Raw genomic sequence first — 12,103 nt, 5'->3', positions numbered from 1 at the left:
GACACTGCCAGTGTCAGCTTGCAGGACGACCGGGAGGAACCCTGCTGATTCCTTGCTCTGTACGTGATGCCACAAAAGCTGTCACCAGTCATCCCTGTACCTCCGTCCCTGCCCGGAAGCTCGTGAGGTCATCGATACGGTCTTCGAGTGCTTCGATTTCCTGTTGCAGTTCCTCGGCTTCTGTCTCCTCGCTGGCGGCAAGTCGGTCCTTCAAGCCCTGGAGGCGCGACTCCTTGACGTCGTCGTCGACCTCCGCCTTGCGAACGTACTCGCTCTCATCGATCTCGTAGACATCGGACTCGGTGAGCGTCGTCACCTCGAGTGCTTCGTCGACCTTCTGGCGATCAACACTCATGACGCGCTCGCGGTCGATCCCTTCTGCCTCGAGCATTGAGAGGACTTTCTCGTCGTCTTTGAGCGAGCGGTTGCGACGACTTGTACGCTGGACGGAGCCGTACTGACCGGCGACAGGCCGGTCGTGATGGAGTCGGGAGAGAAGTACGTCAGCGACCTCCTGGCGAAAGTCGTTGGCGTCACGCTGGACATCCGACAGCAGCGTATAGAGATTGACGAGCGTGGCCGTCTCCAACTCAGGCAGGTCAGTTACGTCGTGGCGCTCGAGTGCATCGATTAGGAGTAGACCATCCGAGTAGATATCCAGGCCGTCTGGTTCAGTGCGGTCATCGTCGGTATCTGGTTCGTGTGCTGTGTCGGCCAGTTGGGTCGTCGTCGGTCCGTCTGTCTCTGCGATCACACCCGCATCTTCGTCGATCTCGAACCGTGGATGAACACTCAACACCGCTGGATACGGGTCAGCATCTGGCGGGAGACGGTCAAGGTCGAACCCGTCATGTGCGGTCTGTATCTGATGATACAGCGACTCAAACTGATCGCGTTGGAGCGGGCGCTTCTCGCTGGACTCGTCGAACTGGACGATAACGCGGTGTTCCTGGATATCTGTGATGTGGATGCGAGAGTGCGACAACGGTGTAATCAGTGTCGCGTCCGCCGGCAGCTCATCCAGATGCTCGAGAAGCGTGTGCCAACTGACGCTGAAAGGCATACGGGGAAGTTACGCGCCGTCCCGACTAAATCTTGTTCTCGGCGGGTAGCAGAGAGTACCTCTACTGGTTTGATCCACCGACTGCTGCGGTGAATTGGCCAGTAAATAGATGTGTATACTGAACAGGTGTTAGTCGCATCACATATATACAGTCACACCGAGTGGTGTCAGGTATGACAAATCAACATAAGAAACAACTTGGGCTTATATCCGGGATTCTTGGCATCCTCGGATCGTTACTGGTCATTTATCTCGGTAGCGTGTGATAATCCCTCACTGATTCTCCGCCTGTTAGAAGGCAAGTAACTCGGTATCTGCATACCCTGTACTGACCGTACACTACGGAGTCAAATAGGCCTGTGACCGATTCTACGATACGCTCTCCTCTGAAATCACATTAAGGTGCAAGGGAATGTCAGAACGGGCCAACGTTTTGGAACCCCACACCGCAACCAGCAGCGCGACGGCCACGCACAGCCTTCGGGTAGTTGTCGAAAACGGTTACGATGACAGGGCCCCTCCATTGCAAGTGATCGCCGGCCGAAGATTGATTCTACAGCGCGGTGACGGTTGATTGTTGTGTCCCACAACGTGACACCTGCCTCTCTGCATCGGCCACCGCACTCCCCCTCTGCGGTGCCGTGATACTGGCCACTTTTCGCGAGAGATGACCCGGGTACCGATGCGAACAACTCGTACAGCCAAGGTTCACAGTTTCGGAGGGTGTACAAAAATTGAGTCAATTATAGTTATTCCATATCTATAATGGCCGTAAAAATATCTGTGCAAGCGGATTTTGAGAATAAAATACCGATATACCTCAATATTTGAGTGGGTTTTGTCCTCGAACGAGAGTGTCGCCACTCAGGAAGTGCGGACCTAGCGGACGGTTCCGTCTAATCGGGCGGTATGAGCTTTCCACAGACTAATTCGACGCACTCTCCCGCCGTCAGCACGGGCGCATATTCCATCTCACCATCGACACTCGCTTTCAGCAGGAAATCAGTGAGTCATCAAATATTGTACAGCAACACTGCGAACACGAAGTAGAACAGCCTGACGCGGTAGTCCTTCGAGGACGTCTTCGCGAGGAAATCATGCTTGATCGACTTGTACTCGTTTTCAATCTGGCCACCGACGGCTGTACCGGCGGCAGAATGATTCAGCTTCGTCTGGGCCGACTCTGAGATTCGTCGCGAAGACAGTGGTACCGTCACTCTTCGTCGACGGCACGTACAGAAATCGCATCGGGTGTGACCCAGTTTCGACATCAACAATGACGTTCTCTACGGCTACCTTCTGCCCATCTGCTTCCATCGTGTCGATAGTTTCCCGTTCAGTACTGGTGATCCGCTTCGGGATTAAATAGTTCACACCGAGATTCGAGAGCGTCTGAAACACACGCATTGAATCGAACTCCCGGTCGCATAGCACCGTCTCAATCTGGACGTGCTCTTTCGCCCGTTTGACTAACCGCCGGACGACACGGTGGACCTGATTCGATGGATTATCGTCCCATGCAGAACTCTCGCGGACTGGCTCGACAGCCAGTACGAGTGGGATATTCTTACCGACGATCGATAGCGTCGCAAATTTGAACGCTCGATCTTCAGGAGTTAGCCCGCTGACCATCGGCATCCCTTCCACGTTGGCGTAGTAGGGCACAGTCGTGACGTCAATCGCCGCCGTCACTGGCCGCCGGAACGACGCTTCCGACGCGATCGCTGAGAGCAGGCGGTCACTAGCTGCATCGAGTCCATCAAGGAGGTCATTGGGCTCGAATAGCGTGTCATAGAATCATACACAGCCAATCAGTAGAGAGGCTGTAACCAACACTCCTCCGGTATTTCATTCAAACCTGTAGCGACCGTCGCGGGGACTCTCGAATAGTCCCTGCTGCCCGCAACCGCTGCTACGCTGGCCATTTTCCCGCTTCATGGTGAATGATCCGTATGGGCCACAATCCCCTCGACGAACTCGACCGCAGTATCCTCCACCAACTACAGTTGGACGCCCGGCAGACGGACACGGAGATCGCGGAGGCGGTGGACGTCACCTCGACGACCGTCCGGAACCGGCTCGACAAACTCACAGACGAGGGCGTAATTCGCGGCTTTCAGCCGGAAATAGACTACGAGCAAGCGGGGTACCCACTCCACGTGCTGTTCGTGTGTACGGTTAATCCAGAGGCCCTGGACGACGTCGCGGCTGAAGCGCTTGAGGTTCGAGGCGTCGTTACCGCCCGGGAACTTCTCGGCGGGGAGCGCAATTTCCACGTTGAGGCAGTGGCCGCGACGGTCAGCGAGATCGAAACGATACGGAACGAGCTTGCGAGCCTCGGCATGACCATCAACAGCTCGGAAATCATCTCCGAAACGCAGGTCCAGCCCTGGAACCATTTCTACCCCCGCGAAGAGCCCGACGCAGAGGCCGACGAATCGGTCGACGACGACATTTCAGCAAGTCAAGAGTAGTCCAGTACTGGTTGAAAATTCCAATTCTCATTGTGTCTAATCTGGAAATGAGCTAGTATTAGATTCCGAAATCGAACTAGAATCGACATTTAGCTTTGATTATTCAAACCCATCAAGAACCGGCAAAGATGACCTTATTTGTAAGTAGTGCATCCCTCGCAGTATGGCTGAACCATCCACTGAGATAACCGACGCCTTCACGATACTGGCTGATACCCGCCGTCGGTATGCCCTCTACCACCTCACCCGACAGGACGCGCCCGTGTCATTCGATAACCTCGTCACTCAGGTGGCGGCCAAGGAGACCGACACCGAGCCGGATGCAGTCGACAATGAATCCTTTAATGCGGTTGCTTCGGCCATGCACCACGTACATCTCCCGATGCTCTCGGAGCGTGGCGTCGTCACCTACGAGGCCAATCCTGGAGAAATCAAACTGGTCGACGATCCCAGCTCCTTACAACCTCATTTGGATGCGGCGCGACGGTCCGAACTTGGGTCGGATACTCCTACCGGACAGCGTTAAATAGCGACACCAGGTAAGTGTGTCATGAATCAGCACGGAGACGAGCGAGAGACCGTTTTTCGGTCGACAATCGACCCGACAGGCAGATCTCTCTCCCTCCAAGTCGTCGCAGCCGTGGCGACGTTCTACGACGTGGACAAGACCGACCTGGACCCGATCTACACGGCGATAGAAGCAGATGCGCTTGATAGGCTCCTCACGACTTCCGATCCCGGACGGAGCCCGAACGGTTCGATTTCGTTCGCCTACGAGGAACTGGACGTGACCGTGACGAGCGACGGGGCACTTCGGCTACGCGAGTGCGAGTGAACCCGACAGCCAAAGACGCCCATCTATCGCACCTATTGATTTGACGAGGTAATTGAATGGAGGAAATCCCACCACGCACGATCTATTCAGCAGCCTCCTCTAAGTACAATCCCATCCTGACAGACATTTTGCTGGTCAATACGCACATCCAGTGTGCAGATGATTCGCCGCCAGTCACCGTGTAAGAAAGGTACGTATCAATTTCCATCCTCCGAGGTGTGAAGGTTGTGCAAAGCGGTTGGAGTACACGCAGACACACCGGATTTCGACTGAATACCACAGCCAAAAAATTAATAGTAATAGCGTATAGATATGTGTCTGTCGCGTCACTATCGCGCGACACCCCACCAAATCAAATTGGATGTCTCGGCACCAGCCCCCATTGGTGCCGTGGCCCCGGTTCTCGCGAGACACTCCACGCACAGAGTGAAAACCAGTCGCTTAGTCGTCGGTCGGATACCACTCCTCGTCGCGGCGATCGGCAGAGGCCAACAGACCGCCGATCGAACACAGCAGGCTGATGAACTCCCGTTTAGTCGCGTTGTCGATCATGCGCTGCAGTATCTCGTGTTTCTCGATGCCGAGTCCGGCTGCCGGCACCCGCTGGAGTGTTCCAAGGGCGTCACAGACGTTTGCCAGCGACCGCTCGCGGATTTCGAGATCCGGCTGTGTTTCGGCATTGTCTCAGCCAGAGTTTACGACCGCCACATCGGTGCCGCCTTGGGCGCACTTGAGTTGGGATTGCAGCGCGTCGGCTTCCGACTTGGCTTCAACGACAACTCGCTGGTCGATCGACCCACGAACGGCTTTTACTTCTCAAGAGGGGGAAACTTAAAGTAGATATTATTAGTTATCGTTATTAATGGTCGACAGATTTGTCATTTCGCTCAGTAGTCTCGTGTTCGTGGTGATGGGGTTAATCACATTGAACAAAGGCCGTACGGAGCGGGCCGAAAGCACCCGGATGGAGGAAACCGAGACGACAGCGATTCGTGACCTGAAACCAGGGCCGGTCGAGATTAAGGGGACTGTACACGGGACCGACGACGCGATCCTCCAGCAGTCACCCATCAGCGGGACAAAGGCGGTAGCCACCCACGTCGAGGTCAAGGAATTGCACTCAGACGGCAATGGTCCAGGCAACTGGCAGACCGTCTTCGAGGACCAGACGGCCGAACCCTTGTTCATCGACGACGGCACCGGCGAGGTACTAGTCGACCTCCCGGAAGACGGCGGGTTGAACCTCGAGCAGGCAGAATGGAAAGTCGAAGCCGGCGATGACCCGCCGGAAGAGATCCGCACGTACGTCGAGAACGAGCCCGCACTCGACCTCCCGGATGGCATTGATATCGGCCCATTGAGCACCGGTGAGCGCCGGCGCTACCTCGAGGGCACACTCGAACCGGGCGAGGATGTCTATCTCCTCGGAACCGCTAGGGAAACCGAGGCGGGTTGGGACAATCGCGAGTACGTAATTGACGAACCGACGTCCGACGATGACTTCATCCTCTCGGACAAGTCGGAGACCACGCTGGTAGAGGAAGGACGGAGTAGTGGTTTCGTCTTTCTAGCCGCTGGCGCGCTCATGATCGCGATTGGACTCGCTTCACTCGTCTCGCCATTCCTGTCGATTTAATCGTGAACGTGTCATCAAATGGTTGATACAGACACATACCCGCTAAATCTGGTGAATAGCGGGATTCTTCTCGTCATAAGTGGAGCTGTCGGGGTGTTTCTCTTCGATGGAACGCTCTCTCTGGTAGCCGGCTTGGTAATCGGGATTGGCGCGACACCTGTGTTCGCCACTACACGCCGGGATTCAACCCGTAGTTTCGGAGTTGGAATGGCATGTTTTCTATGGGCCTTCATGGTATTAGCAAACATCTCATGGGAAGTGATCATTGGTCTTGGAGTGGTCGGGTTCTGGTTCCTAGGCACTGCGGACATTGACTCGACTAATGAGCTAATGTTCCAAGGAACAGTTGGTAAGAAGGCAAATGAAGAAGAACAAAAAGACGACCAGTAGATGATCAGTTCTACTGGTCGGCTGTGACTGATTCTATGACATACTAAGCTGGCTCATTGCGGAACCTCACGGTGTCATCTTCTACTTCATCGGAATCATCGTCTGCTCCGACGAGAAGTGTTCCATCGACAGCGTCGGCCGTCGCAAGCGCATATGCATCGCCGAGGGCCATCGTATACGCTTCCTTGAGTGCGGCTGCACTGTCCCAACACTCTCGAGGGTCAAAGACTGTGACACCCAACTCTTCGAGCCGCTCGAGACTTGCCCGGACATCAGCAGGGCGAAACCCGACTCGAGACCCAACGTAGAGAACCTCTGTTTTCGTTACTGGACTGATGTAGCCCTCGATCTCGCCAGATGCGACGCGGTCAATCCACTCTTCGACAGTATTATTCCCCGGCTCATCATCCAGATCGGCAACAAGCGGTTCCGTATCAAAAACGATCGTATCCGTCATTCGTCCTCCGGATCACTGGAAAAGCGCTCTACGACATCATCGGCTCGCTGTTTGTCGCGTTCGCGTTCCTCACGCAGGATCGCTGTCGCGGGACGGTCCTCATCGCCCTCCCGCTCGAGACCGCGGAACTCTCGCATTGAGCCAACTGGCCGGACAATGATTTCCCCCCCTCGTTCTCGAGGACTTTGACTTGTCCTGGCGCAGGAATGCCGTGTTTCTCCCGAAGCTGCTTGGGGATCGTCGCCTGCCCTTTTTCGGTGACAGAGACGACACGCACCTCACCATTAGGCAGAGTATTACTTGATATAAGTAACATTTCTACACCGAATTACTTGACTCTGTTCTGGATGGCCGATTGCAATGGAAAATCACCACGAAAAGTGCAGTTCAGGTACTAGACTGCTATCGCTACTGTTTGATTATTTGAGCTAGAGAAAATTATTTGAGTCGCATAGTACAAGTGGTAGTACGATGGCTGAATCAAATCCAAGGTCATGGAGGGAAGACATGAGTGGCCGTGAGCGTATCCGGTACGTCGTAGAATTATTGGAAGAGCCTACGCCAGTGCAGGAAATCGCAGACCGGGCAAATGTTTCACGCGCAACAGCTGACGATGAACTCCAGCGACTGCAGAGCGATGACTGGGTTACAGAGACGACTGTCAATGGAACAAAAGCGTATGATCTGAACCCCGTTCGGATGCTCTTCGATGAGGTCACCAATCTGATCGAGAAGCATTCACGCGACGAACTAGAGAGCCAACTCACAGATTTGAAACAAGAGCAGGAAGAGTTGGCAGACAAGTATGCCGTCCAGTCACTCAACGAGTTCCGGGAGCAATTCGCTGCAGACGAACTCTCGGCCGACGAACTTCGTGAACGCCGCAACGTGATCGCGACGTGGGAGTCGATCAACACGGAAATCGGGCTCGTGAAGCATGCATTGCAGTTATATGGTGATGTGGTTGAACTTTCCTCACCCAAAACAGACTCACACTCGGCACTTGTCTAATGGTTGTCTTTCTCGCTAACCGGAAGAACTTGCAGAGTAAGCGGCTTCACGACCGTATCCAGAATCGACTCAGCCGCGAGTTCGACAATGTTCGTCGACGACGTTCCGAACCGCGTGAAGCTGGCCCGTATCGGGTCGTCGGCGAAGTAAACCCACGACAGTACCTTGGCGACAGCAACTATCCAGCAACAGTAGCTCGCATCGAGATCGGCTTTCAACTGCAGACCGGAGACCCATACGAGTACTACTGGTTCAACTGGATCGAACCAGAACAAAACCTACTCGTCGGCTGGCATCAGGACGATACGCATGACGACCTTGGGCCAGTTCATTTGCAAGTCAACGATGGCTCACTGGCTGTCACTCATCAACCGGCGCAGTTTGTTGACTCACATCCGCTTGATGTCGTCGCACACAGGCTTGCAGCTCTTCCAGATGCAGTCTCAGCTGTTGAGTGGGAGAACGGACACCCTGCTGGACTCGACTCATCTGTCTCTGTCACCAAGTGACCCGTCACGGGGTTGGCCCCAACACATCCGACCTGTTCCGCCTGTAAAGGTCCGCGGGACTGTTTAACTAACAACTCTCCAGCTACTCAAGTCCAGCGTATTTTTGAGACCCCAGAGGGGCGGAGGTCTTCTCGAGTTCAGTTCGATTCGATCCGACTCGACTCGAGAAGCAGTGATCAAACATGGCTACGAGCAGCAGCTCCCGGGAAACGTTCGACGATTCGGACACCCGGCACGACGAGATGCACAGTACGATCGAAGCATGGGTCCAGGACCTCGTCGACGAGGTCGATGACCTCGTCTCGAGTGAACAGTTCACAGAGTGGTTGGACGTCCAGAGTCGGTTCCACGACTACTCGCACCGAAACACACTGTTGATCAAACTCCAGTGTCCGCAGGCAACACGCGTTGCCGGCTACCGAACATGGCAAAACGAGTTTGACCGACACGTCAAAGAAGGGGAGACAGCGATCTGGATCTGGGCACCCATCATCGCAAAGCAGTGTCCCGACTGCGGAAACTCGCCGTCGTACCACGAGCGCAGTGACTGTGAGTACAACGAGACACCGCCGGACAGCTGGGAAAAAGGACTCGTGGGCTTTCGGCCAGCACCCGTCTTCGATATCTCACAGACTGACGGCGAGCCACTGCCCGACCTCGAGACCGAAGCAAAGGGACAGGCTGACGAGTTGGTCCCCGCACTTCTCGAGGCAGCACACTTACTCGAGATGGACGTAGAGATCGTACCACCCCAGGACTGGTCGCATGGGAGTGCCAAGGGAATCTGTGAGTACCGCCCTCAAAAGCAGCCACGCGTCGCCGTTCGTGATCGCGAGAACGACGCTGACCTCGCCGTCACGCTCGTTCACGAGTACGCGCACGCGCTGTTACACAGCGGCGTCGACGATGAGGCTGAGCGATCAAAGCGCGAAGTCGAGGCCGAAGCAGTCGGCTACATCGTTGGACGGTACTTCGAGTTGGATACCAGTGGGTCAGCGTTCTACCTCGCCGCGTGGCACGGTGACGAGCCCGAAACGATCCTCGACCGGCTTGAGCGGATCAGTTCGACCGCCCAGGAGGTCATCGACGTCATCAACGAGGTGACCGATGGTGAGTGATCGACCGCTTCTGCTCGAGATCATCACTGCACTCGAGGAACAGGGCCTCGATCGAGACGAGTACCAACTACAGCAGATGATCGACGCCGAAGCCCTCGAGCGGCTTGTAGACTCGACGGGCCCACAGACCGATACTGATCTCGAGATTCGATTCTCGATTGGTGAACTCCGTGTGATAGTGACACCATCTGATGTTGCCGTGATCAAGGTGTCATAGTGGAGGTGTTCGCGGAGTCAGACTAACAGTCAGTCCAATTTCGCAGTAGCCGCTCGGTGCAGTTTGTGTGGTGCCAGATGGGTGGACACCATGACAGATCATCCGACGTTATCGGAGTTCGCCACGAACGAAGCGACTGAATCGAAGCCAGCCAGTCAACCATCGACTGACGAGACCGTGACAATGACGGCTGACGAGCGGGTTGCAACGTATCTCATCGAAGACCAGATGGCGGATCTCACAGACGCAATCCGTGAAGCCGTCCAAAACGGCATCGACAGTCCCGGGTCATCCCGTGTGCTGGTCAGCATCTCGCCTGAACGATCGATCATCCTCGATGACGGGGCCGGCGTCGATCTCGAGTCGACCGAAGGGCGGCGAAACCTCTCAGTGCTGGGTGCAGGAAGCAAGCAACGATCGGACGACGAGACAATCGGCGAGTGGGGCATCGGCAAGGGTGCGATCATCGCGAAGGGTGCCGTTCGTATCTGGAGTCACGACACCGCGCTGTGTTTCGACTACCGGGACCGACGCGACTCTGGGCCGTGGGGAGACGTCAGCGGTCGCGACGGCCAGCTCGTGGACGCTGAGCCTCATCTCGAGGGGATGCTCGTCGAGATCGAACACTACGCAGCTGAAGTTCCGGACCCGGACAGCTACCGGTGGCGGCGCTACGTTCGTGATCTTCGCAAGCGCTTCGCGTACGTGCAGTCACGAACCGGCGTCTCGATCGTGATCAACGGCGAGCCGGTCGACAACGGCGATCCACTCGAGGTAGTGGCGGACTCTCCACATCCGTCGCTCACTCGTGAAACCGACGATGCGATCCTCGCACTCGAATACACGCCTCACGAGGGACTCGAGATCTACAGTAACGGGTTGTACGTGACGACGAAGCGCGAATACGGAGTCGGTGGTGTGGTCGTCTCGAAAGGGAACTTGACGCTGAACTTTGCCCGCAACGACATCCAGTCGGGCTGTGATCGGTGGCAGCGGATCAACGATGCACTTGAGCAGGCACGTGACGATCTGTATGCTGAGGTTTCGGACGATCGGCTGACCGCCGAGAGTCGGGAGGTAATGATCGAAGCGATGGCGTCCGAGTCATCGGACGAGCAGTGGGCCGAGCGCAAGCTGTTCCAGTTGGCAACCGAGTCCCGAATCAGCCTTAAGGAGATCCAGGCGGCCCCGAAGATTGGATGGATCGACGGTGCCCAGAAAGGCGCGGACAAACTCGTCGAGCGTGGTTACGTCGTCCTCGATACGAGTGATGCGGCGACGCAACGGCTTCGCGACCTCGCCACCGACGAGGACACATCGATAACGGTGCCAGAGACGTTCGATGTTGGCGAGCAAGCAGAGTCAGAAGGTGTCTGGACGGGCTATCATCGGATTGAAGATGAATCGCAGTTGAACGCCGACCAGCAGCGGTACCTTCGCTTTGCTCGAGTATTAGCAAGCGAGCTTGGGATTGAGCGAGACGTGTATTACGGCGAGGCGAGTGCCGATGCCTGGACCGACGGCAGGACATACATCGTGATCACTGACTCGGCCGTAACGAGCCGCCAGCGTGCCGTCTGGATGCACGACCTGTATCTCGTGATGTTGCACGAGGTGGCCCACGAGACCTCGAGTCGGGATCGGCCCTCGCATGGACATCACTTCGAGAGTTCGTTTCGGTCGCTTGTTGAGGATCCAGATAATCGAAGTTTGTTCGCTGAACTCGTCCAGCAGGTTGTCAACGACGGGTTCGAGTCCCTGTTCGACGAGTACGGGAAAGAGCTCTAGCAGAGCGTGGCCGTCAGCCCTAGCCAGTACGGTGACAGAACGGAAAGATAGAATCGGTTTTCGTCGCCTATTTCATATACGTTTGAATTACATTCAAATAAAAATGAATTATAAGACAGGTAACTTTATGTTGGATCTGAAACGATGGGTGATTGGGGAGGGCGGTTCCCGTGGTGTCGGTCCCGGCGGGACCGGGATATTTCGCTACCAGCACCACTCGAAACGGCCGTTCCCTCTCTTTGACGTACTCCCGGTGTGATAGAACACGCCATATTTGTAATCCGAATAGAACCAGCAGTCGCTAACACTGTTCTTCCGGCGATGTGACCCGAAGTTCATCCTCGACTTCGTAGAAGTAGCCCCGCTCGAGCAGCCGAGTAAGTGCGTGCTCGACATCTCGTTTTTCAAGCGCCAGCTCTGCATCGGTGACCAGCACGTCGATGGCGTCGTCGTAGTCGATCAGCAGAACACTGTCTTCGCCAGCATCTGGTCGACATGCCTGCGTACACAGCCGGTCGTAGCACTCGAGAATCCACTCCGGAAGTGGTGGCCGTGGATCTGTGACGCGAGCCATTGCAGTTCTGTCTGGTTGTTTCGACAGTCAT

15 protein-coding genes and 1 pseudogene are annotated in these 12,103 nt (G+C 55.6%); 10 read left to right on the top strand and 6 right to left on the bottom strand.

The window, feature by feature from the left end:
- Window positions 1–88: 88 nt before the first annotated feature.
- Window positions 89–1,063, bottom strand: coding sequence for a hypothetical protein (locus BSG09_RS19060; protein ID WP_092935950.1), 975 nt, complete (start codon window positions 1,061–1,063; stop codon window positions 89–91).
- 896 nt (window positions 1,064–1,959) lie between these two features.
- Window positions 1,960–2,845, bottom strand: a pseudogene (locus tag BSG09_RS21790) (transposase); the annotation flags it as partial.
- 170 nt (window positions 2,846–3,015) lie between these two features.
- Between BSG09_RS21790 and BSG09_RS19050 the strand changes: the two are divergent.
- The 3 genes from BSG09_RS19050 to BSG09_RS19040 all read left to right on the top strand — a co-directional run bounded on the left by BSG09_RS19050 (window position 3,016) and on the right by BSG09_RS19040 (window position 4,372).
- Window positions 3,016–3,537, top strand: coding sequence for an Lrp/AsnC family transcriptional regulator (locus BSG09_RS19050; protein WP_092935948.1), 522 nt, complete (start codon window positions 3,016–3,018; stop codon window positions 3,535–3,537).
- A gap of 163 nt (window positions 3,538–3,700) precedes the next feature.
- On the top strand, window positions 3,701–4,063 hold the full coding sequence (locus tag BSG09_RS19045; protein ID WP_092935946.1) for a DUF7344 domain-containing protein: 363 nt from the start codon (window positions 3,701–3,703) through the stop codon (window positions 4,061–4,063).
- Between the two features lie 24 nt (window positions 4,064–4,087).
- Window positions 4,088–4,372 carry a HalOD1 output domain-containing protein gene (locus BSG09_RS19040; protein ID WP_175542267.1) on the top strand — a complete coding sequence of 95 codons (285 nt, stop codon included), beginning with the start codon at window positions 4,088–4,090 and terminating at the stop codon, window positions 4,370–4,372.
- 441 nt (window positions 4,373–4,813) lie between these two features.
- Here BSG09_RS19040 and BSG09_RS21040 read toward each other — a convergent pair whose 3' ends face one another.
- A complete protein-coding gene (locus BSG09_RS21040) occupies window positions 4,814–4,972 on the bottom strand; it encodes a hypothetical protein (protein WP_175542266.1) in 159 nt (52 codons plus the stop codon).
- 310 nt (window positions 4,973–5,282) lie between these two features.
- Between BSG09_RS21040 and BSG09_RS19035 the strand changes: the two genes are divergently transcribed.
- Window positions 5,283–6,008 (top strand): E3 ubiquitin ligase family protein, encoded by a 726-nt coding sequence (locus BSG09_RS19035; RefSeq protein ID WP_254799213.1) that lies wholly within the window; start codon window positions 5,283–5,285, stop codon window positions 6,006–6,008.
- Between the two features lie 18 nt (window positions 6,009–6,026).
- Window positions 6,027–6,398 carry a hypothetical protein gene (locus BSG09_RS19030; protein WP_092935942.1) on the top strand — a complete coding sequence of 124 codons (372 nt, stop codon included), beginning with the start codon at window positions 6,027–6,029 and terminating at the stop codon, window positions 6,396–6,398.
- Window positions 6,399–6,441: 43 nt separating this feature from the next.
- Here the strand turns inward: BSG09_RS19030 and BSG09_RS19025 are convergent, their stop codons facing one another.
- The gene (locus tag BSG09_RS19025; RefSeq protein ID WP_092935940.1) at window positions 6,442–6,855 is read right to left on the bottom strand and encodes a type II toxin-antitoxin system VapC family toxin; all 414 of its coding nucleotides are present in this window, start codon (window positions 6,853–6,855) and stop codon (window positions 6,442–6,444) included.
- Window positions 6,852–6,992 carry a hypothetical protein gene (locus BSG09_RS21785; RefSeq protein WP_394328134.1) on the bottom strand — a complete coding sequence of 47 codons (141 nt, stop codon included), beginning with the start codon at window positions 6,990–6,992 and terminating at the stop codon, window positions 6,852–6,854. Before BSG09_RS21785 ends, BSG09_RS19025 begins: the two co-directional genes overlap by 4 nt.
- 334 nt (window positions 6,993–7,326) lie before the next feature.
- On the opposite strand from BSG09_RS21785, the gene BSG09_RS19015 reads away from it, so the two are divergent.
- The 5 genes from BSG09_RS19015 (at window position 7,327) to BSG09_RS18995 (ending at window position 11,498) form a co-directional block, all read left to right on the top strand.
- A complete protein-coding gene (locus BSG09_RS19015) occupies window positions 7,327–7,866 on the top strand; it encodes a winged helix-turn-helix domain-containing protein (RefSeq protein ID WP_175542265.1) in 540 nt (179 codons plus the stop codon).
- Entirely contained in the window at window positions 7,866–8,375 is a 510-nt protein-coding gene (locus BSG09_RS19010; RefSeq protein WP_092935936.1) for a hypothetical protein, read from the top strand. The genes BSG09_RS19015 and BSG09_RS19010 overlap by 1 nt, the downstream gene beginning before the upstream one ends.
- A 182-nt stretch (window positions 8,376–8,557) precedes the next feature.
- On the top strand, window positions 8,558–9,493 hold the full coding sequence (locus BSG09_RS19005; protein WP_092935934.1) for an ArdC-like ssDNA-binding domain-containing protein: 936 nt from the start codon (window positions 8,558–8,560) through the stop codon (window positions 9,491–9,493).
- Window positions 9,486–9,710 (top strand): HalOD1 output domain-containing protein, encoded by a 225-nt coding sequence (locus BSG09_RS19000; protein ID WP_092935952.1) that lies wholly within the window; start codon window positions 9,486–9,488, stop codon window positions 9,708–9,710. Before BSG09_RS19005 ends, BSG09_RS19000 begins: the two co-directional genes overlap by 8 nt.
- A 90-nt stretch (window positions 9,711–9,800) precedes the next feature.
- Window positions 9,801–11,498 carry a sensor histidine kinase gene (locus tag BSG09_RS18995; protein WP_092935932.1) on the top strand — a complete coding sequence of 566 codons (1,698 nt, stop codon included), beginning with the start codon at window positions 9,801–9,803 and terminating at the stop codon, window positions 11,496–11,498.
- Window positions 11,499–11,799: 301 nt separating this feature from the next.
- On the opposite strand, the gene BSG09_RS18990 is transcribed toward BSG09_RS18995, so the two are convergent.
- Entirely contained in the window at window positions 11,800–12,072 is a 273-nt protein-coding gene (locus BSG09_RS18990) for a hypothetical protein (RefSeq protein WP_092935930.1), read from the bottom strand.
- Between the last annotated feature and the right edge of the window lie 31 nt (window positions 12,073–12,103).

The organism is Natrinema hispanicum, assembly GCF_900111485.1.
GTDB classification, from domain to species: domain Archaea; phylum Halobacteriota; class Halobacteria; order Halobacteriales; family Natrialbaceae; genus Natrinema; species Natrinema hispanicum_A.
Note: the sequence above shows the minus strand (reverse complement) of the source record. Positions and strands in the feature narration are given on the sequence as shown.